This is a genomic window from Rhodococcus tibetensis (assembly GCF_024438035.1).
GTDB classification, from domain to species: domain Bacteria; phylum Actinomycetota; class Actinomycetes; order Mycobacteriales; family Mycobacteriaceae; genus Rhodococcus_F; species Rhodococcus_F tibetensis.
Window position 1 is genome coordinate 313,365 of sequence record NZ_JANFQF010000001.1, and the last position, 20,060, is coordinate 333,424.

A 20,060-nucleotide genomic window follows, 5' to 3' on the forward strand; every position below is an offset into this window, starting at 1 on the left:
GGCGTTTTTGCTCTACGCCGATGCCTTGTCGCTCTCGATGAGCGGCTCGGCATCGGTGTCGGTGTGCACCGCCGTGACGGGAGTCAGTGCACCGACTTCCTCGATGATGCGTTCGGGAGCGTCGTGCACACAGATGCACGGAATGCGCTCGCTACGGACCCGCTGCAACATGGTGGCCTCGGAAGGAAGGCAGAGGCCATCCAGAACATCTTCGGTGGCAACCGCGCACACCACAGGCCCGCCGGCGAATGTCCGTGTGGTTTCCAGCCCGTGTCCGGTCGCCCAAGCCCGCATCGCGGCCCAATGAATCACTTCGATGAATTGGGAAGGGTTCCCGATGAACAACAACCGCCGCACCTGGTGCTTCACTCTCGACGTCACACGACACTCCGTTGTCAGCCGCGGTCCTCGCGGGCTTCGTCCTGCGCGAACATTGCCTCGATGCGCGCTTTGATCTCTTCGGTACTCATCGACGACCCACGTTTTGGGGGAGTCGCCGCTACGGGCACGGTCTGCGTCTTCGGTCCGGTCATGGTCGGTATCGGCTCTTTCAACTTGCGTGACGATTGGCGAGCATCGGTGCCCAGGTCTCGTCCAGAGCGGCCGTCTCGGTGCCATGGAGTCGATGGGCCTCCGCCACCACGCGGGAATCCTTTGCCGCGAGATCGATGAGACGTTCGGCGGCGCGGCGGACATCCACGTGATGGCGGCGCGCAACATCCATCAGCTCGTCGAACGCTGCGTCGCTGCTGTACCCGCGGCACTCGATCAGGATGCGCTCAGCCGTGGCCAGCACGTCACCTTTGGTGGGTTGCTGGCGTAAGGACTGTGACCGTAAATCAACTACGTTGTGGGACATCAGTTCTCTCTTCGAAATAAGTTGCAATCGAGCGCTGATCGAGGGAGTGTCCTCGGCTCGATGCCGAATCATCGTGTAATGGCAGAGCTCCCATTGAACGTCCGGTCGAATCCGAACGGAGACGCGTACATCGATCAGCGAAGGAAGGCGCGAAAATCGCGAAAGCCGAGTGGGGTTGAGCGTTGAAATACCCGCGCGGCGGCAAAATCCGGCGTCGGCTGCGTGCTCAACCTTCGTTCAGGATAGCGTGCCGGAAATGTTTCCGCAATGAAACTGACGAGTAGCGACTGGAAAACCGTTGTCACACAGTAATCGAATTGGTGTTGTCACCGCGATCGAAATGGTGCCGGACTACTTGACCGCCCGGATCACGACAATCTGCTCGCGGGACTGCCCGGATTCGATCAGGCCACGGTCCTCGAGCATCTTCCGTCGCCCTTCGAGTACCGGCCCGAACGGAATGTCTGCCGTGGCCGCGATCTCCACCTTCAGGTTCCGCTCTTCGAGCATCGTCTGGGTCTTCTCGATACCGCTGAGCGCGGACTGGGCGAGGAGAAGTACACCGCCGGGAACCAGCACGTCCGGCGATTGAGCACAGATCCGATCGAGGAGCGCGCGGCCGTTCTTGCCCGCGTCCCACGCCCGCGCAACCCCTCTGTTGGGAAGGGCGTCGTCGTGTGCGGGAACGTACGGGGGGTTGGACACCACGAGGTCGAATCGCTCGGCCCGTATCGATTCGGTGAGATCGCCCCGAAGAACGCGAATCGGGAGTCTTCGCGTCAGCGCGTTGAGCCGGATGCTGAGCACGGCCCGGAGCGAAACGTCCACCGCGGTGACCGAACCGGCACCAGCTTCTGCGGCCCGGACGCTCAATGCACCGGTGCCCGCGCAGAGGTCGAGAACCCGCGAGGAAGGCCCTAGTTCCTCGGCTGCGATCACGTCAGCCAGCATCTCCGTATCGTCCTGCGGACGATAGACTCCAGGAAGACGTAGCAGCATCTGGGCTCCTTGGTCGGTGAGAGTGCCGGGCGAGTCCGAACTCTCTCACCTGGCACTCCCGGCAATGTCGAGTCGAACGGCAATGTCGATTGGGGTCCAATTACCCGGGACGCGGTCGGATCAATCAGGCGCGTGGCCAGGAGGCATGCCGGTACCGATCGTGGCCCGGTCAGTGGGGGATCAGCACGCTGCGAACAAGGCGCGCGAGCACACCGTCGACCTGGCACGATCGACAGGGTGACCTACAGCCAGCAGTTGCGGAATCTAGCGGCCCGGCACGGCGTGGCGACGTCGTACAAGGGTTGGGACGAGAAACGTCACGAGGTCGGGGACGAGACCCTGCGCAGCGTCCTCACGGCCATGGACGTGCCGGCCGGCACCGACTCCGAGGTCGAGCGTGCGCTCGCCGAGTGTGAGCTGGCCCCGTGGCGGCGCATGCTGCCGCCGGTGGTTGTCGGAGTGCACGGAACCGAGACGCGGTTCGCGGTCCACGTGCCGCACGGTGACCCGGTGCGGATCACGATCGTCACGGAATTCGGCGACGACGTCCAGGCACGGCAGCTCGACGTGTGGGTCGATCCGCGAGAGGTCGACGGCGCCCTGGTCGGCCGCGCGACCTTCGCTGTCCCGGCGGATGTACCCGCCGGATGGCACAAGATCCGTGCATCGACACACAGCGAAGGGGGTGAGCCGTCCGACACCACTGCGTCGTGCACGCTCGTCGTCACCCCGGCCCGGTTGTCGACGTCGGATTCCCTCAACGATCGACAACGGTGGGGAGTCCTCACCCAGTTGTATTCGGTGCGATCCCGTCATTCGTGGGGTGTCGGCGACTTCGGTGATCTGGGCGATATGGCCTCGATCTTCGGTTCCGTGCACGGCGCCGACTACGTTCTGGTCAATCCACTGCACGCGGCGCAACCGCAGCCACCGGTCGAGGCGTCGCCTTACCTGCCTACTACGCGCAGGTTCGTCAATCCGCTGTACATCCGCGTCGAGAACATCCGGGAGGCCGCGTACCTGCCCCGGGCCCGATACGCCCGTATGCGGGAGGCGGCGGCACGCTTCGAGCGGGCCAACGGCAAGGCTGACCGGATCGACAGGGACAGGTCCTACCGGGCGAAGCTTCGGGTGCTCGAGCGGGTGTTCCGTGTCGAGCGCAGCCCGAGCCGGCAGCAGGCGTTCGACGACTTCCGCCGCACCGAAGGGGACGGCCTCCGCGACTTCGCGACGTGGTGCGCCCTCGCCGAGAGAATGTCTGCGCGGGACCCGCGATGGCGGACGAAGGCGTCCTCACCCGACAGCGAATGGGTGCGAGCGCAGCAGGACAAGCTCTCCGATCGGATCGAATTCCATTCCTGGCTGCAGTGGATTTGCGACGAACAACTCGCCGAGGCGCAGCACGCGGCTCGCGCGGCAGGTATGGACATCGGCGTGGTGCATGACCTGGCCGTCGGCGTCCAGCACGGCGGAGCCGACGCGTGGTCGCTCGGATCTGCTCTCGCAGAGGGTATTACGGTCGGCGCCCCACCGGACGATTTCAACCAGCAGGGGCAGTCCTGGGATCAGCCACCGTGGCGGCCGGATCGGCTCGCCGAATTGGGCTATGCCCCGTATCGGGACATGCTGCGCACCGTACTCAAGCATGCGGGTGGATTGCGCGTCGACCACATCCTCGGTCTGTTCCGGCTGTGGTGGATACCGACGGGTGCCGCATCCCCGGCGGAAGGGACTTACGTCACCTACGACCACGAGGCCCTCATCGGGATTCTCGCCCTCGAGGCGGAACGGGCAGGGGCCGTGGTCATCGGTGAAGATCTGGGCGTCTTCGAGCCGATGGTGCAGGAGTATCTCGCCGAACGAGGGGTGCTGGGAACGTCGATTCTGTGGTTCGAACGCGACGACGACGGGCCCATTCCGCCCGAGAAGTACCGGTCTCTGTGCCTGACTTCCGTGACAACACACGACCTTCCACCGACTGCCGGCTATCTCGCGGGCGAGCACATCGAGTTGCGCTCGCGGCTGGGTCTTCTCGAACGCGACCTCGAATCCGAGAAGGAGCACGACGCGCTTCAGCGGGAATCCGTCCTGCTGATGGCCCGCGATCGTGGGTTGTCGGAGGACGATGCGTCGATCGAGGACATCGTGAAGTCGTTGTACGCGTTGATCGGCCGGAGTCCCTCTATGCTGCTGGGCGTCGCACTCGTCGACCTCGTCGGTGAGCACCGCATCCAGAATCAACCGGGCACCGGTGATGCCCAGTACCCGAACTGGAAGATTCCTCTCGCCGACGCCTCAGGTAGGGCGGTTGGACTCGAGGATTTGGCTCGGGCTGACTACAGCTACGTCGGGTGCGAGGCAGTCACGGCGCAAGGGCCCGCATGACAAGGTCGACTACCGCGTCCGCATGGTCGTGGGTGAGGGGCTCGGCTCCGCTCTGCCAGCGGTAGAACATCGGTGCCATGAAGAGTTCGAAGGCGATCGTGAGATCGACGTCCTGTCGTATCTGTCCAGCTTCCCGGGCCGAGCGGAAACGCTCCTCCACGTAGGCGAATTGCGGGCGATAGATCCGTTCGACGATCTGCTCCTGCAGCCGCGGGTCTTGCAGGGACTCGATCGACAGCGCACGGAACAGCGGCTCGAAGTCGGGGGACGTGAACTCGTCGACCGTGGCCCGCAGTACCAGCCTCATGTCGGCCGTCAGATCGCCGGAGTCCGGCAAGGCCGACAAGGTCTTGCTGATCTCGCTCGGCTCCGCTTTCACCGACCAGGCCGATTTCTATCGTCGGTGCGTGAAAGCGTACGGCGACCTCGACGGCTGGCACGTAGTGCTGCAGATCGGGAAGCACGTCGACGAAGCAGAACTCGGACCCGTGCCCGCCTCGGTGGAGGTGCATCGCTGGGTACCGCAATTCCACATCCTGCACCAGGCGGATGCCTTCCTCACGCATGCCGGAATGGGTGGGTCGAGCGAAGGCATGTTCACCGGAACTCCGATGATCGCAGCCCCACAGGCCGCCGACCAATTCGAGAATGCGGACGCGCTCGTGTCGGCGGGTGTCGCGGTGCGAGTGGACAGTTCGACGGCTACCGTGGCCGAACTGCGCGACGCGCTCGCGCGGATCGATGCGGAACCGGTCCGTCATCGTAGTGCCGAACTCGCAGCCGAACTGCGGGTTGCGGGGGGTGTCGATGCCGCGGTGAGGGTTCTCCAGGAGGTAGTGCTCGACGACGGGAGCCAGCTGTTGCAGGGTCGCCCGGCGGTGATTCGATTGCGGGCACCAGGGTATACGGACGTTGTCACCGGTCGGTCAGGAAGTGCGCCGACGCCGATGTGAGGCGTTGGGGCGCGGGTGCCGCCCTACGCCACACCGTGGAGGAAATGGGGTGTGGCCGTGCTGATGGCGGATGGCCGAACAATACGGGGCTCTCGTGTCCGAGCACGAGGTGGGCGGTTGCCATTTGCGCGAGGCGATCGGTGATCGGGAGACCGCGGTGCAGACGTGCAACTACCTGCGGCGCTCTGGCTGCCCGCGCTTGTTCTTTGAGTACCAACACCGCCGATGACACATCGGGGAAGGAAATCGACGTGGCCGAACGCAGAGCTTCCGTCTTCGAGGTGGAGCACGAAATCGATGCCGAGACGATCCGGAAAGCGCAGCGGGCGGTCGCGTCGCGCTCGCGTGATGCCCTCGAGTGTAAGGATTTACTGTCGATCCTCGGGATCCTGCATATCACGCCGGCACGGGAGTGACACCGCGGTGTCGCCGGCGCGCCAGACCTTGTCGGTGGGCGGGACTATCGTGCGCCCATGGCACTCGAACTCGGCATGATCACCTTCGACAGCACAGAGCCCGGACCCCTGGCCGCCTGGTGGGCGAAGCAGACCGCGGGCACGATCGAGCAGGAAAACGACGGATGGTTCTATGTCCTCGCGCTTCCGAACTCGCCGTATAAACTCGCGTTCCAGAAAGTGGACGACCCCACGCCCGGAAAGAACCGCATCCACCTCGACCTCACGTCCGAGGACCTCGACGGTGAAGTGAGCAAACTGAACGCGGAGGGCGCGACGGAGGTGGCGCAGCGCGAGATGGACGGATTCCGCTGGGTCACCCTCGCCGATCCCGACGGCAACCAGTTCTGCGTCTCGGGTCGACACGGCTAGCATCGCGTCCTGCATGATTGGCTCCATGCATTCCACTACGTGGGCCGACGCCCAGGGCCTGTGCACTTTCGTCGATGCGTCACCGTCGCCGTTTCATGTGTGCGCGACGGTGTCGATGTTGCTGTCCGGCAACGGTTTCACCGAGCTCCACGAGACCGAATCGTGGCCCGGGGAACCAGGACGCTACTTCCTGGTTCGCGGCGGATCGCTCATCGCGTGGAGTACCGAGCGGGTCGGACGCACGGCGCCGTTCCGCATCGTCGGTGGGCACACCGACAGCCCGAATCTGCGCGTCAAGCAGCACCCCGATCTGTGGTCGGCAGGGTGGCAGCTCGTGGGTCTCGAGCCGTACGGAGGTGCGTGGCTCAATTCGTGGCTCGACCGTGACCTGGGTATCTCCGGGCGGCTCAGCGTGCGGGTCGGCAATGTGGTGGAACAGAAACTCGTCCGCATCGACCAGCCGATTCTTCGGGTGCCGCAGCTCGCGATCCACCTGTCGGAGGACCGCAAGGGAGTGCACCTCGACCCGCAGCGGCACCTCAACGCGGTGTGGGGTGTCGGTTCGGGGCCTCGATCCTTCATCGACTTCGTGGCAGACCAGGTGGAGGTGCCCGCCGATTCCGTGCTCGGCTGGGAACTGATGACCCACGACCTTGCCCCCAGTGCGCTGGTCGGGACAGAGCAGGATCTCGTCAGCGCGCCGCGGCTCGACAATCAGGGCACCTGCTACGCCGGAACCCAAGCGCTGCTCGCGGCCGCGGAGTACCCGGCAGGCGATCACGTACCCGTGCTCGCACTCTTCGATCATGAGGAGGTGGGCAGCATGTCGGATCGAGGGGCTTTCTCGGATCTGCTGAACACCGTCCTCGAGCGCATCGTCCTCGGCCGAGGCGGCGGGCGAGAAGAATTTCTGCAAGCGATGGCGGGCTCGGTATGTGCGTCGGGCGACATGGCGCACGCCACGCATCCCAATTATCCGGACCGCCACGAGCCCGCACACCAGATCGCCGTCAACGCCGGGCCGGTGCTCAAGGTCAATCAGAATCTGCGCTACGCCACCGACGCGGCCGGCGCGGGAGCATTCGCGCTGGCCTGCGATCAGGCCGGAGTCCCGTTGCAGAGGTATGTGCACCGCGCCGACCTGCCGTGCGGGTCGACCATCGGCCCGATCACCGCCTCACGAACCGGTCTGAGCACCGTCGACGTCGGCGCCGCTCAGCTGGGTATGCACTCCTCGCGGGAACTGATGGGTGCCCGCGACGTGCGGGCATACTCCGACGCCCTTGCGGCGTTCCTCACACCGACGGCGTGACGCGGTCGGGCGGTGAGCGTCAGGTCGATGGAGGAAGAAGGTGCCGGATAGACTGACCTACGGCTCGTCGCCACCCGGCTCACCGGCCGGCCCTGACTCCGGCTTGCCGCTCTTGACTCCCGTAGGGAAGGGACCACACCTCCAGTGTCAGCACACCCGGTCGATACCGTCACAGCCGCCGCCGCGACCCCCGAAGTTGCGCAGCCTTTCAGTGAATTGGGCCTCAAGGACGACGAGTACGCCCGTATCAAGGAGATCCTGGGCCGCCGCCCCACCGAAGCCGAGCTGGCGATGTACTCGGTGATGTGGAGTGAGCACTGCTCCTACAAGTCGTCCAAGGTGCACCTGAAGTACTTCGGCGAGACCACCACGGACGAGATGCGCTCCTCGATGCTCGCCGGTATCGGCGAGAACGCCGGAGTGGTCGACATCGGTGACGGCTGGGCGGTCACCTTCAAGGTCGAAAGCCACAACCACCCGTCCTACGTCGAGCCCTACCAGGGTGCGGCCACGGGCGTCGGCGGCATCGTCCGCGACATCATGGCCATGGGCGCGCGGCCCATCGCCGTCATGGACCAGCTGCGTTTCGGCGCGGCGGACGCCCCCGACACCCGTCGTGTCGTCGACGGTGTGGTGCGCGGTGTGGGTGGCTACGGCAACTCCCTCGGTCTGCCCAACGTGGGTGGCGAAACCGTGTTCGACGAGTCCTATGCTGGTAACCCCCTGGTCAACGCGCTGTGCGCGGGTGCCATGCGTGTTGAGGACCTGCACCTCGCCTTCGCCTCGGGCACCGGTAACAAGATCATCCTGTTCGGTGCGCGCACCGGCCTCGACGGCATCGGCGGCGTGTCCGTCCTGGCGTCGGAGACGTTCGACGGCGACGAGGGTGGGGACGAACACGAAGCCGAAGGCGGAGCTGGAGCATCGAAAAGCCGGAAGAAGCTTCCTGCTGTGCAGGTAGGTGACCCGTTCACCGAGAAGGTGCTCATCGAGTGTTGTCTCGAGCTGTACGCCGCGAAGCTCGTGGTCGGTATCCAGGACCTCGGCGGCGCCGGCCTGTCCTGCGCCACGTCCGAGCTGGCCGCGGCCGGCGACGGCGGCATGCACATCAACCTCGAGCAGGTCCCGATGCGCGCCACCGGCATGACCGCGGCCGAGGTGCTGTCCAGCGAGTCCCAGGAACGCATGTGCGCGGTCGTCACCCCCGACAACGTCGACGCGTTCATGGAGGTCTGCAAGAAGTGGGACGTCCTCGCCACCGTCATCGGTGAGGTCACCGACGGCGAGCGGCTCACCATCTCCTGGCACGGCGAGACCGTCGTCGACGTGCCGCCGCGCACCGTCGCCCACGAGGGCCCCGTGTACGAGCGGCCCGTGCAGCGTCCCGCGAGCCAGGACGCCCTCGTCGCCAACACCACCGCCGGACTGAAGCGTCCCGAATCGGCCGACGAACTGAAGGCGACGCTGCTGAAGATGCTCGCGTCCCCGGCGCTGTGCAGCCGCAAGTGGATCACCGAGCAGTACGACCGCTACGTGCGTGGCAACACCGTCCTGGCCGAGAACGCCGATTCGGGCGTGATCCGCGTCGACGAGAAGACGGGCCGCGGCATCGCCCTGGCCACCGACGCGTCCGGTCGCTACACCGCACTAGACCCGTACACCGGGGCGCAGCTGGCACTCGCCGAGGCGTTCCGCAACGTTGCCGTCACCGGAGCCACCCCGAAGGCCGTCAGCAACTGCCTCAACTTCGGCTCCCCGGAGGACCCGGGAGTGATGTGGCAGTTCCAGCAGGCCGTGCGCGGTTTGGCCGATGGTTGCGCCAAGCTGGGCATCCCCGTCACCGGCGGCAACGTCAGCTTCTACAACCAGACCGGTTCCACGCCCATCCTGCCCACCCCGGTGGTGGCCGTGCTCGGCGTCATCGACGATGTGCATCGGCGCATCCCCACTGGCCTCGGTCTCGAACCCGGTGAAACGCTGATCTTGCTCGGTGAGACGCGCGACGAATTCGACGGATCGATCTGGTCGCAGGTCGAGCACGGACATCTCGGTGGCGTCCCCCCGCGGGTCGACCTCGAACGCGAGCAGCTTCTCGCCGACATTCTCCTGGCGTCTTCGCGTGACGGTCTGGTGTCTGCCGCACACGACCTGTCGGAAGGTGGTCTCGCGCAGGCTGTCGTCGAGGCTGCGCTCGCCGGTGAAACCGGTTGCCGCATCCTGCTTCCCGATGACGCCGATCCGTTCGTCACCTTGTTCTCCGAGTCGTCGGGCCGCGTGCTCGTCGCCGTTCCGCGTACCGAGGAAACTCGCTTCACCGGAATGTGCACGGCACGTAACCTCCCGTGGGTGCGCATCGGTGTGGTGGACGAGGGCTCCGACTCCGTGGAGATTCAGGGACAGTTCTCGGTCACCCTCGCCGAACTGCGCGCGACGTCCGAGGCGACCCTGCCGGCGTTGTTCGGGTAATGCGTGGTCGAATCGGGGGCGCTGGACAGAATTGACGCCGAGCCGCGGGAACGCCCGCGGCTCGGTGGATCGATCCGTCTTCGCGACCCCCGGCTCGAGCGAGTGTGGCGTCTCCTGGGCCTCGACGTCACCGGCATCGCCTGTGCGACGCTGTTCTTCTGTTGGTCACTCACGCCGTCATTGTTGCCTCGTGACTGGTTGTTCCAGGGTCTGATCGGCGGTATCAATGCCGCGATCGGTTACGCGGTGGGAACGGCGCTCGGCTGGGCTGCGCGCCGATACTTCCTGCGCCGCAAGGCCTGGTGGCCGCTGCCGGAATCACGGTCCACCACCATCAAGGTGTTCGTCACGGTCACCTCCGTGGTGGTCAGCCTTGTCATGCTCGGGTACTCCGCTGCATGGCAGCGTGAGATTGCCGCGCTGATGGGTGCGGAGGGCACCACCACCACGGGATACATCCGTACCGGGGGGCTGAGCCTGCTCGTCGGTGGCGCCATCATCGCGGTGTGGCGGCTGCTGCGCGAGTGGGTGCGATGGATAGCGGGCCGCCTGATCCGGCGCTGGCACCTCGCTATTTCCACCGCCACGACGGCAGGCATCCTCATCGTCACGGTTTTGTTCCTCCTCCTCGTCGACGGGGTTCTGTTACGCGGAATCTACGCCGGCGCCAATGCAGCGTTCAGCCTGCAGAATTCGTCCACCCGGGACGGTGCCTTGCAGCCGGTCGACCCGAAAAAGTCGGGCAGCCCGGAATCATTCGCGCCGTGGAACACGCTCGGGTTCGAGGGCCGGAACTTCGTCTCCCGCGGTCTGGACGCAGCGGGGCTCACTGCAGCGAACGGCACTCCGGCCGAGAACCCGATCCGCGTCTATGCCGGCCTCGAGACGGCCGAGGACCCAGACGCCCGCATGGACATCGTCATCGACGAACTCGAGCGGACCGGCGCGTTTCAGCGCAAAGTGCTCGTCGTCATCCCGACCACGGGCACGGGATGGGTGAATCCCACTGCAGCGCAGGCGATCGAGCTCGTCCACAACGGCGACACCGCGTTGGTGGCCAGTCAGTATTCCTTCCTGCCGAGTTGGGTGTCTTTTCTCGCCGACCGCGACAAGGCCGCCGAGGCGGGAAGACAACTCATCGGCCGGGTGCACGAGCGCTGGCTCCAGGAACCCGAGGCGACCCGCCCCAAACTGCTGGTCTACGGCGAGAGTCTCGGCACTCAGGCGGGAGAGGGTGCCTTCGACTCGCTGACCGACATCCGGCAGACCGTCGACGGTGTGCTCTGGGTGGGCCCGCCCAATACGAACCGCCTGTGGGGGCAACTGATCGAGCGTCGTGATCCGGGAACCTCCGAGGTGGATCCCGAATACGCCGCAGGTCTGGTGGTGCGATTCGCCGACGACGCCGCCGACATGGTCGACAACACGGGTGAGTGGCTCTCGCCCCGCATCCTCTACGTGCAGCACGCGTCCGACCCAGTGGTGTGGTGGTCGCCCGACCTTGCGTTCACCAGACCGGACTGGCTGACGGAACCGCCGGGCGACGACCGATCGCCGTCCATGAAGTGGTTTCCCTTCGTGACGTTCTGGCAGGTGTCGGTCGACCTCACCAATGCGGCCGGAGTTCCGGACGGGCACGGCCACAACTACGGGACGCTGGTCCTCGACGGATGGGTCACCGTCGCTCAGCCCGAAGGATGGACACCACTCGACACCCTGCGGGTCCGGTCGGCGCTCGACATGCTCGCCGGTAGTGACGGTCCCGAGAAGTGAGCAGATCCTCGGCCGTCTTCGTCGCGGCGGCGGTCGTGGTGTGGAACAACGGGATACTTCCGCGGTGCGGGTGGGGGCCGTACGGGCGGGCTGTCGCAGGCGCCGGATCGGCGGTGATCGCGGCGGGGGCCGCGCGTGCCGCCGGGTACACCCGGAGCGAACTCGGGCTGTCCCCGTCCAGAGTGCCTGCGGGACTACGGTACGGCGCGATGGCCTCGCTGATTCCATTGGCGGCCGGTGCAACTGCCGTCGTGGCACCGACGTGGCGTAGCCGGATACGGCTCGCTGCCGGCTCCGCAGACTTCTACGGCTGGGTGGGTTTCCGGATACCGGTGGGCACGGTGCTCGCCGAGGAACTGCTGTTCCGCAGCGTTCTGGCAGCGGTCCTGCGACGGGCGTGGTCACCGTGCACCGCACGTGCGATACACGCGGCGACGTTCGGGTTGTGGCATATTCGGGCTGCACGGCTCGCCGGCGACAACGTCGTCGCCACGGTGATTTTCACGGCCGCATCGGGAGAGTTGTTCGACTGGCTGAGGCGGCGGAGCGACAGCGTCGTCGCGCCCGCACTGCTGCACCTTTCGGTCAACGTCGCCGGAGCGGTGGCAGCCCGGGCCGCGGAATCTGGACCAGTAGATTGAGGGAATGCCGCCGCGTCGAGCCGTAGACCCAGCCGAGATGAGGGCAGCTGTCCTCGAAATCGGCCCGTGGTTACGCGGGGACACCGAAGAGAAGCCGTCCCGGCCGGTCCTCGCTGCAGCAGTCCGGCTCAGTGCCCGGACCCTCGAGCAGGTGGCGCCCGGGTCGAGTGTCGAGGTGCGGGTTCCCCCGTTCGTCGCCGTGCAGTGCATCGAGGGTCCGCGCCACACGCGGGGCACGCCGCCCAATGTGGTGGAGACCGACCCGCGGACATGGTTGCTGCTCGTGACGGGCCTGATCGACTTCCGCGAGGCGACGAAGGGCGGCGTCACGGTGTCGGGAAGCCGCGCCGGCGAGATCGCCCACTGGTTACCCTTGCTCCGGGTGTAGCGATGGGACACCGAGGCCCGGACGAATCCCAGTTCGTTCGGCGACCACAGCATTCTGCGGATCGCCGGGCGGTTCGGGAACACGGTGAGGTCCGGATCGGCCCCCGCCTCGGAGCCGTCCAGCATCGGACGTGCACCGGAAGTGGTGTCCCGATGACGCCCTCGAAGGCCTCAGGGAGGCGTGGGGGCGCGGCCGGAGTCGTGGTGCGGACGTTCATCGGAAAAGACCACACTCGAGTCGATCCAGCTTCCGATCGGTATCGAAACCAATCGATGCAAGCCCGTCCGTCCGGGATCTGGGGCACACCGATCAGGCACCGCAGCCGAGCCCACCGCAGACGGCACGTAGACTGTGGTTGCCCCTCACACGCCCATCCCCAGGGAGCACCCCGGTGACCAGAGCCGATCTGTCGGTCAACAGTCCTAATCTCCTCTCTTCGAACCCGTCCGACGAGGACGAGAACGAACCCCGCGAAGAATGCGGAGTCTTCGGTGTCTGGGCGCCGGGAGAGGATGTGGCGAAACTCACCTATTACGGGCTCTATGCCCTACAGCACCGTGGACAGGAAGCGGCAGGGATCGCGGTCGCGGACGGCTCCCAGGTGCTGGTGTTCAAAGACCTCGGTTTGGTCAGTCAGGTATTCGACGAGCAGACGCTTGCGGCCATGCCCGGCCACGTCGCAGTCGGGCACTGCCGGTACTCGACCACAGGATCGACCACGTGGGAGAACGCCCAGCCGATCTTCCGGACCACCGCTGCGGGCAGTGGCATCGCCCTAGGGCACAACGGCAACCTGGTGAACACGGCGGAGCTGGCCGGACGTGCTCGTGAAGCCGGGCTGGTCAACGACAAACGCCCGGGCGGCGCCACCTCCGATTCGGATGTCGTCGGTGCGCTCCTGGCCCATGCCGCCACCGACAGCACCATCGAGCAGGCGGCCATGAAGCTACTGCCGACGCTGCGCGGCGCGTTCTGTCTTACTTTCATGGACGAGCACACCCTCTACGCCGCCCGTGACCCGCACGGCATCCGCCCACTGTGTCTCGGCCGCCTCGACCGCGGTTGGGTAGTGGCCAGCGAGACGGCCGCACTCGATATCGTCGGCGCGTCCTTCGTCCGCGACATCGAGCCCGGCGAACTTCTCGCCATCGACGCCGACGGAGTCCGCTCTTCCCGCTTCGCGAATCCCGAGCCCAAGGGCTGCGTGTTCGAGTACGTGTACCTCGCACGCCCGGACAGCGTCATCGCCGGCCGTTCGGTGCACTCCACCCGCGTCGAGATCGGCCGTCGCCTCGCCACCGAGCATCCCGCCGACGGCGACCTCGTGATTCCGGTCCCGGAGTCGGGCACGCCGGCCGCGGTCGGTTACGCGCAGGGGTCGGGAATTCCGTACGGCCAAGGCCTGATGAAGAACGCCTACGTGGGCCGTACCTTCATTCAGCCTTCCCAGACCATCCGCCAGCTCGGTATCCGGCTCAAGCTCAATCCGCTCAAGGAAGTCATCCGCGGCAAACGCCTCGTCGTGGTGGACGACTCCATCGTCCGAGGCAACACTCAGCGCGCGCTCATCCGGATGCTGCGGGAGGCAGGTGCGCTCGAGATCCATGTCCGGATCGCGTCGCCGCCGGTCAAGTGGCCGTGCTTCTACGGCATCGACTTCGCGTCGCCGGCCGAGCTGATCGCCAACGGCGCCGGCGGTGGAGCCGAACCCGGAAGCTTCGACGAGATGCTCGAGGGCGTGCGCCGCTCCATCGGTGCCGACACCCTCGGTTACATCTCCACCGACGGCATGATTGCGGCCACCGAGCAGCCGGCCTCGCGGCTGTGCACGGCCTGCTTCACCGGCACCTATCCCATCGCGCTCCCGACGGAAACGTCGATGGGCAAGAACGTCCTCGAAGGAATGCTCGAGAGCGCAGCCGGCGGTCCCGCGACCCGGGAGAACGACAACGCGCACGCGCTCAGCCGGCCCTAGACCAGTACATCGGGTCGGCCGTCGAATGTGCTCCGGTACCGTAAGGGCGCAATCGCAGCACTCGATTGCCCGACCGACACCACTTTGACGAGCAACAGAAGGCTGGAGTAACAACCACATGACCGAGGATCCGACAAGTCGCCCTGGAGCGTCCTACGCCGCCGCAGGAGTCGACATCGCCGCAGGCGATCGGGCGGTGGAACTCTTCGCGCCCCTGGCCAAGAAGGCCAGCCGTCCCGAGGTTCTCGGTGGTCTGGGTGGATTCGCGGGTCTGTTCGCGCTCAAGGGTGACTACAAGGAGCCGCTGCTCGCGGCCTCCACGGACGGTGTCGGCACCAAACTCGCCGTCGCCCAGGCACTCGACAAGCACGACACGGTCGGCCTAGACCTGGTCGCGATGGTCGTCGACGACCTCGTGGTGTGCGGCGCCGAGCCGCTGTTCCTCCAGGACTACATTGCTGTCGGACGGGTCGTCCCCGAGCGGGTCGCCGAGCTGGTGAGCGGCATCGCCGAAGGCTGCATCCAGGCCGGCTGCGCGTTGCTGGGCGGCGAGACGGCAGAGCATCCCGGCGTCATGGCCGACGGCGACTACGACCTGTCCGCGACCGGTATCGGCGTGGTCGAGGCCGATCAGGTCCTCGGTCCCGAGCGGGTCCGTCCCGGCGACGTCGTCATCGCCATGGGCTCCTCGGGGCTGCATTCCAATGGTTATTCGCTGGCCCGCAAGGTGTTGCTCGAGATCGACCACATGAGCTTGACGGCACATGTCGACGAGTTCGGCCGCACGCTGGGCGAAGAAATGCTCGAGCCGACCAAGATCTACGCGAAGGACTGCCTGGCTCTCGCCGCCGAGACCGACGTGCGCACGTTCTGCCACGTTACCGGTGGAGGACTGGCCAACAACCTGGCGCGCGTCATGCCCAAGGGTCTCGTCGCCGAACTCGACCGCGGAACCTGGAGCCCGGCTCCCATCTTCGCGATGATCGCGCAGCGCGGCCGGGTCGAGCGCAGTGAGATGGAGCAGACGTTCAACATGGGCGTCGGCATGGTGGCCATCGTGGCGCCCGAGGATGTGGATCGTGCGCTGGCCGTCCTGACGGCACGGCACATCGACTGCTGGACGTTGGGCAGCATCAAGAAGTCGCACGACGCGTCGGAGTTGCGCGCACAACTCGCCGGCGATCACCCGCGATTCTGAGGATCTGACAAAGCCGGACGGGGCGGGCTAGTGGCCCTATCCGGCTGAAGATGTGGAAATGAGGGGGAGCCGGACTCGGCTCCCCCTCATTTCATTGTCGCTACTATCAGCGCCGCCAGTCGTCATCGTCCTCCAAGGAGTAACCCTCCCTGTCGGCACGCTGGTCAGCAAAGACCTCGTCCCGATGCGAGTTGGACGACCCACCTGAGAGCTCTCGTTGCAGGCTGTCAAAATCCGTGGTCGGTACGCTGTACTTCAACTCGCGTGCAACCTTGGTCTGCTTTGCCTTAGCCCGGCCGCGGCCCATGGCTGACCCCCTCGCGCTTTCGCGGGGCGGCCTGGGGAATTTGGCGGCCCCGTTTGAGTGTGTAAGTTCCTGCCCACACTCTAGCGTGGAAAACTCGCTCGCGCTTCCATCCACCGCCTGTCGCGGTGTCTGTTGTGTCTCACCGCGTCCGCGAGCAGCCAGAATGGCGAAATTATTCGGCTCAGAACGTTCCGGGAATCGCGCGGACGGTTCCCACCCGGACGCCGCCGCCGAGTACGGGCTGTGAAGCGAGGGCCGCGAGGTCTTCCGTCCACTCCGCGCCCATCCTGTGCAACAGGGCTGCCGCCAGCGGCAAACGGGCCCGCTCGTGGCCGTCCTCGATCTTGAGGGCGAAGGCGGAACCGTCCGGCAGCGCTCCGGCGTAGACCCCCTCCGCGCCGGCCTTCGACACCAGCCCGGGTACCACCGGCATCAGCCGGGCGTCGTCCTTTCCGGTCCCCGAAACCAGATAGGGGTGCTCCCGGATGGCATCGGCGACGGCCCGCTCCGGTGAATCGGGCTCGGCCGTGACGAGCCGCGCGAATGCCCGCGCCAGATGCGTCAACGAAAGCGGGACGATCGGGAGGCCGCACCCGTCGATACCCAACTCGGCATCGACGTCACCGCTGATCGACCCGAGGGTCTCGACGACCGCGAGTTGCAACGGGTGCGTCGGCTCGAGGTAGCTGTCCAACGGCCAGTCGTTTGCCAGGCAAGTAGCGAGCATCGCGGCATGTTTGCCCGAGCAGTTCATGTACAGGGGCCGGGGGAGTTCTCCGGCAGCGAGCAATTCGGCGCGGGCGAGTTCGTTGGACGGGAGGTCGGCGGGACAGCGGAGCTGGTCCTCGTCGAGTCCGTGACGGAGGAGTAGTTCCTCGACCAGTTCGACGTGGTCGGATTCCCCCTCGTGCGAGGCGGTGGCGATGGCGAGCTCCTCCGGACTCGTCGGCGTGAAGCCGTTTCGGAGGAGGGTCACTGCCTGCCAGGGCTTGTTGGACGAACGCGGGTAGATCGGGGTGTGCACCTCACCGAGTGCCAGGGCGATATCGCCGTCCGGACCCAGGATTACGGCTGACCCTCGATGGAGGCACTCGCGGAACCCCGACCGAACCACCTCGACGATTTCGATGCTCACGTCGTCACCTGGTCCTGCGATTCGGCGATGCCCGCTCGCTCGACGATGCGCCGGGCCATCTGGGCGGCGGCCGGCGAGAGATCCCTCTGCTGTGCGAGCAGAGACGCGCAGCGCTCCGGCTCGCGGCCGCTGAAGAGGTCGCGCACCGTGACACCGTGGGCCGGGACGTGGCGGCGGTGCACGGTGTCACCGGGACTGATCGACCCTTCCGTTACCACCCGCAGATACGCCCCGGTGTCCCCGCATTGGGTGAAGCGCCTGACCCAGTGCTGCTCGCCTGCCCACACCGCGAAGGTGCGGCAGGGTGTCCGGGGGCTGTCCACTTCCAGTTCGGTGGTGCCGATCCGCCAGCGCTCACCGATCACCGCGTCGCTCGTCGGGATGCCACGGACCCGCAGATTCTCGCCGAACCAGCCCGGCGGAAGCTCGCGGCCCAGCTCCGACTCCCACCGCCGCGCCTCGTCTTCCTGGTAGGCATACACGGCCTTGAACGAGCCCCCGTGGTACTTGGTGTCGCAGACGTAGTCCCCTGCCAACCCGGCGGTCGTCACACGTACCGGCCCGTCCACCGGACGCTTGTCGATCGCTGTGCGTTCGACCCGCCGGACACCACTGTCTCGCTCGGTGTGCAGGACGCAGACGGCCAGCACCTCGCCGACCGCCCCTGCCCCGCCGCTCACCGGCCCCGCAGCCGCTCGATGGCGGCCCGGCCGGCCTGCACGGCCTCCTCGGTGGGAACGGAGTCGGGGTCGATGGAGGCGGAGCACGGCCCGGTGATCAGCTCGGTGTCGACGGGGATGGAACGTTTGATCAGAGCGAGAGCGATGGGCCCGAATTCGTGGTGGTCGATCACCGTACCCACACGGCCCACTGCGCGACCGCCTGCCGTGACAGGGTCACCGACCTCCGGGCGACCGTCGGCGCTCCCATCGAGGTGCAGCAGAACGAGGTGGCGAGGCGGCTTGCCGAGATTGTGGACACGAGCCACCGTTTCCTGCCCGCGATAGCAGCCCTTCTCCAGGTGGACGGCCCCGTACTCGGCAGGACCGCCGATCCACCGGACTTCGTGCGGAATGGTGCGGTCGTCGGTGTCGAGCCCGAGGCGGGGCCGGACGGCCGCTACCCGGAGTGCTTCGAATGCCCACGTTCCGGCCGGTGCAGCACCCGCCGCAGTGAGCCGGGCCCACCAATCGGTGAGCTGCTCGCGTGGCACGAGGAGGTCGAACGAGGAATCGGTGGGCCACGGCATGCGACGAACGAACCCCCCGCCCGCGAGCGCGACAGCGGCGTACGGCTCGGTGGGTGCGGCGGCTCCGGCCCCGTCGAGCACCACGGCGGCGTCCGGTCCGATCACGGTGAGGACCGCCAGTTCGTTCCCGTCGCGGGGTTCGGCCTTGGCCCAGAACACCATCTTGGTCAGGAACGACAGGAGGTCGGGTCCGCGATCGGTCTCGGTGTCGATCCACGTGATGCCGTCGAGATCGGTCTGCACGAAGTGGTGCTCGACGCGGCCGTTGAGGTCGAGGCTGAGGTTCTCGGCACTCGCGCCGTCGGCAAGGGCGGCGACGTGCTGGCTCGAAATGGTGTGTAGCCAAGTGAGCCGTTCGGAACCGCTGACAGCGAGCACGAAACGGTGCGATCGATCGATGACGACGGCGGAACGCTCTGCGCTGCGCTGTTCCCCGAGTGGGTCGCCGTGATGCCATGCGACCCCGGCGTCCGGCGAGTCGTCGGGCGCTCGGACCGCGCCCGGGGCCGTGAGAAGTGGACTGGGTGAAACGGGCAGTTTGTCGACCACGAACCCAGTCTAGGGACCATGGAGGGGGTGTGGCCGCAGGCAGGGTGGATAGGGTGGGCCACATGTCTGATGCAGTGCTGGTGACGCTGGACCACGAGGTACGCGATGCGGACGCACCGCTCCTGTACGCGGACGATCTGGCTGTGGTGCGCGGCGACGGCGTCTTCGAGACGCTGTTGGTCCGCGGTGGCCGCGCGCTCAAGGTGGAACCCCATCTGTCACGTCTGGTGATGTCGGCCCGGGCCCTCGCTCTGCCGATGCAGGGTCTCGACGAGTGGCGCCTTGCCATCGACCTTGCCGTGGAGCAGTGGGGTTCCGAACGCGAGGGCGCGATGCGTCTGGTGCTCACCCGGGGCCGGGAGTCCGGTGGCGACCCGACGGCTTTCGTCACGATCGGTGCTGTCGCCGGGCGGATTCTCGACGCTCGTCGAGACGGCGTGTCGGTTCTCACACTGGCGCGTGGGTATTCCGTGGACCTGTCGGCGAGTGCGCCGTGGCAGCTACTCGGGTCCAAGACCTTGTCTTATGCGACCAACATGGCGGCGTTGCGGTATGCGGCGACACTGGGTGCCGACGATGTGATCTTCGTCAGTAGCGAGGGCAATGTGTTGGAAGGGCCACGTTCCACTGTGGTCATCGCCCGGGACAAAACGCTTCTCACGCCGCCGCCGGAGCACGGCATCCTCCCGGGGACCACGCAGCAGGCGCTGTACGAGGTGGCGACCGGAAGGGGTTTCCGCTGCGAGTACGCCGCGCTGCGTCCCGCAGATCTCATTACGGCAGAGGGTGTTTGGATGATCTCCAGTGTCACCATGGCTGCTCGGGTGCGCAAGATCGACGGGCTGGTGCTGCCGGAGCCCCCTCTCGCTGACGAGATCGTGAAGCTGGTCGACCTCGCGGTGGAGACCGCGGGCTCCGAGTCTGCCGAGGCTTGACAGGCCTACTACATTCGGTAGTAGCCAGGTCCTGCAAGGGGAGACTGCAAGGGAAGACTGCCTCGGCAGGACCAGGCGCACAGGGATCGAGCGGATGCCCACGCCTCGA

General features: G+C 66.4%; 21 protein-coding genes. 12 read left to right on the forward strand and 9 right to left on the reverse strand.

Annotated features, from left to right (window positions below):
• Positions 1–12: 12 nt before the first annotated feature.
• From NOF53_RS01535 to NOF53_RS01550, 4 genes are all read right to left on the reverse strand, one after another.
• On the reverse strand, positions 13–381 hold the full coding sequence (locus tag NOF53_RS01535; RefSeq protein WP_255965204.1) for a hypothetical protein: 369 nt from the start codon (positions 379–381) through the stop codon (positions 13–15).
• Positions 382–395: 14 nt separating this feature from the next.
• Positions 396–533 carry a hypothetical protein gene (locus NOF53_RS01540; RefSeq protein WP_255965205.1) on the reverse strand — a complete coding sequence of 46 codons (138 nt, stop codon included), beginning with the start codon at positions 531–533 and terminating at the stop codon, positions 396–398.
• A gap of 17 nt (positions 534–550) precedes the next feature.
• Positions 551–796 (reverse strand): hypothetical protein, encoded by a 246-nt coding sequence (locus tag NOF53_RS01545; RefSeq protein WP_255965206.1) that lies wholly within the window; start codon positions 794–796, stop codon positions 551–553.
• A gap of 414 nt (positions 797–1,210) precedes the next feature.
• A complete protein-coding gene (locus NOF53_RS01550) occupies positions 1,211–1,858 on the reverse strand; it encodes a HemK2/MTQ2 family protein methyltransferase (RefSeq protein WP_255965207.1) in 648 nt (215 codons plus the stop codon).
• 237 nt (positions 1,859–2,095) lie between these two features.
• Between NOF53_RS01550 and malQ the strand changes: the two genes are divergently transcribed.
• Positions 2,096–4,243, forward strand: a complete 2,148-nt coding sequence (gene malQ, locus NOF53_RS01555; protein WP_255965208.1) for a 4-alpha-glucanotransferase — start codon at positions 2,096–2,098, stop codon at positions 4,241–4,243.
• Here the strand turns inward: malQ and NOF53_RS01560 are convergent.
• Positions 4,221–4,550, reverse strand: a complete 330-nt coding sequence (locus tag NOF53_RS01560) for a TetR-like C-terminal domain-containing protein (protein WP_255965209.1) — start codon at positions 4,548–4,550, stop codon at positions 4,221–4,223. The genes malQ and NOF53_RS01560 overlap by 23 nt on opposite strands.
• Here NOF53_RS01560 and NOF53_RS01565 point away from each other — a divergent pair.
• The 10 genes from NOF53_RS01565 to purM all read left to right on the forward strand — a co-directional run bounded on the left by NOF53_RS01565 (position 4,549) and on the right by purM (position 15,776).
• Positions 4,549–5,196 carry a nucleotide disphospho-sugar-binding domain-containing protein gene (locus tag NOF53_RS01565; RefSeq protein ID WP_255965210.1) on the forward strand — a complete coding sequence of 216 codons (648 nt, stop codon included), beginning with the start codon at positions 4,549–4,551 and terminating at the stop codon, positions 5,194–5,196. The genes NOF53_RS01560 and NOF53_RS01565 overlap by 2 nt on opposite strands.
• A gap of 251 nt (positions 5,197–5,447) precedes the next feature.
• Positions 5,448–5,612 carry a hypothetical protein gene (locus NOF53_RS01570; RefSeq protein ID WP_255965211.1) on the forward strand — a complete coding sequence of 55 codons (165 nt, stop codon included), beginning with the start codon at positions 5,448–5,450 and terminating at the stop codon, positions 5,610–5,612.
• A 57-nt stretch (positions 5,613–5,669) separates the two neighbouring features.
• Positions 5,670–6,023, forward strand: coding sequence for a VOC family protein (locus NOF53_RS01575; protein WP_255965212.1), 354 nt, complete (start codon positions 5,670–5,672; stop codon positions 6,021–6,023).
• 25 nt (positions 6,024–6,048) lie between these two features.
• A complete protein-coding gene (locus NOF53_RS01580) occupies positions 6,049–7,335 on the forward strand; it encodes a M18 family aminopeptidase (RefSeq protein WP_255965213.1) in 1,287 nt (428 codons plus the stop codon).
• 144 nt (positions 7,336–7,479) lie between these two features.
• The gene (gene purL, locus NOF53_RS01585; RefSeq protein ID WP_255965214.1) at positions 7,480–9,801 is read left to right on the forward strand and encodes a phosphoribosylformylglycinamidine synthase subunit PurL; all 2,322 of its coding nucleotides are present in this window, start codon (positions 7,480–7,482) and stop codon (positions 9,799–9,801) included.
• A 3-nt stretch (positions 9,802–9,804) separates the two neighbouring features.
• Entirely contained in the window at positions 9,805–11,574 is a 1,770-nt protein-coding gene (locus NOF53_RS01590) for an alpha/beta hydrolase (protein WP_255965215.1), read from the forward strand.
• Complete coding sequence (locus NOF53_RS01595) at positions 11,571–12,215, forward strand: CPBP family intramembrane glutamic endopeptidase (protein WP_255965216.1); 645 nt, start codon at positions 11,571–11,573, stop codon at positions 12,213–12,215. Before NOF53_RS01590 ends, NOF53_RS01595 begins: the two co-directional genes overlap by 4 nt.
• Positions 12,216–12,219: 4 nt before the next feature.
• Entirely contained in the window at positions 12,220–12,603 is a 384-nt protein-coding gene (locus tag NOF53_RS01600) for a sterol carrier family protein (protein WP_255965217.1), read from the forward strand.
• Between the two features lie 391 nt (positions 12,604–12,994).
• A complete protein-coding gene (gene purF, locus NOF53_RS01605; protein ID WP_255965218.1) occupies positions 12,995–14,578 on the forward strand; it encodes an amidophosphoribosyltransferase in 1,584 nt (527 codons plus the stop codon).
• Positions 14,579–14,696: 118 nt separating this feature from the next.
• Positions 14,697–15,776: a phosphoribosylformylglycinamidine cyclo-ligase gene (gene purM / locus NOF53_RS01610; protein WP_255965219.1), complete on the forward strand. Its 1,080-nt coding sequence runs from the start codon at positions 14,697–14,699 to the stop codon at positions 15,774–15,776.
• A 106-nt stretch (positions 15,777–15,882) separates the two neighbouring features.
• Here the strand turns inward: purM and NOF53_RS01615 are convergent, their stop codons facing one another.
• From NOF53_RS01615 to ygfZ, 4 genes are all read right to left on the reverse strand, one after another.
• Positions 15,883–16,083 carry a DUF3073 domain-containing protein gene (locus NOF53_RS01615; RefSeq protein ID WP_109327228.1) on the reverse strand — a complete coding sequence of 67 codons (201 nt, stop codon included), beginning with the start codon at positions 16,081–16,083 and terminating at the stop codon, positions 15,883–15,885.
• Between the two features lie 181 nt (positions 16,084–16,264).
• Entirely contained in the window at positions 16,265–17,218 is a 954-nt protein-coding gene (locus NOF53_RS01620) for an asparaginase (protein ID WP_255965220.1), read from the reverse strand.
• On the reverse strand, positions 17,215–17,898 hold the full coding sequence (locus NOF53_RS01625; RefSeq protein WP_255965221.1) for an MOSC domain-containing protein: 684 nt from the start codon (positions 17,896–17,898) through the stop codon (positions 17,215–17,217). The genes NOF53_RS01620 and NOF53_RS01625 overlap by 4 nt, the downstream gene beginning before the upstream one ends.
• Positions 17,895–19,016 (reverse strand): CAF17-like 4Fe-4S cluster assembly/insertion protein YgfZ, encoded by a 1,122-nt coding sequence (gene ygfZ / locus NOF53_RS01630; RefSeq protein WP_255965222.1) that lies wholly within the window; start codon positions 19,014–19,016, stop codon positions 17,895–17,897. The genes NOF53_RS01625 and ygfZ overlap by 4 nt, the downstream gene beginning before the upstream one ends.
• Positions 19,017–19,078: 62 nt before the next feature.
• Here ygfZ and NOF53_RS01635 point away from each other — a divergent pair, with 62 nt between their 5' ends.
• Positions 19,079–19,951 (forward strand): aminodeoxychorismate lyase, encoded by an 873-nt coding sequence (locus tag NOF53_RS01635; RefSeq protein ID WP_255965223.1) that lies wholly within the window; start codon positions 19,079–19,081, stop codon positions 19,949–19,951.
• Positions 19,952–20,060: the final 109 nt, after the last annotated feature.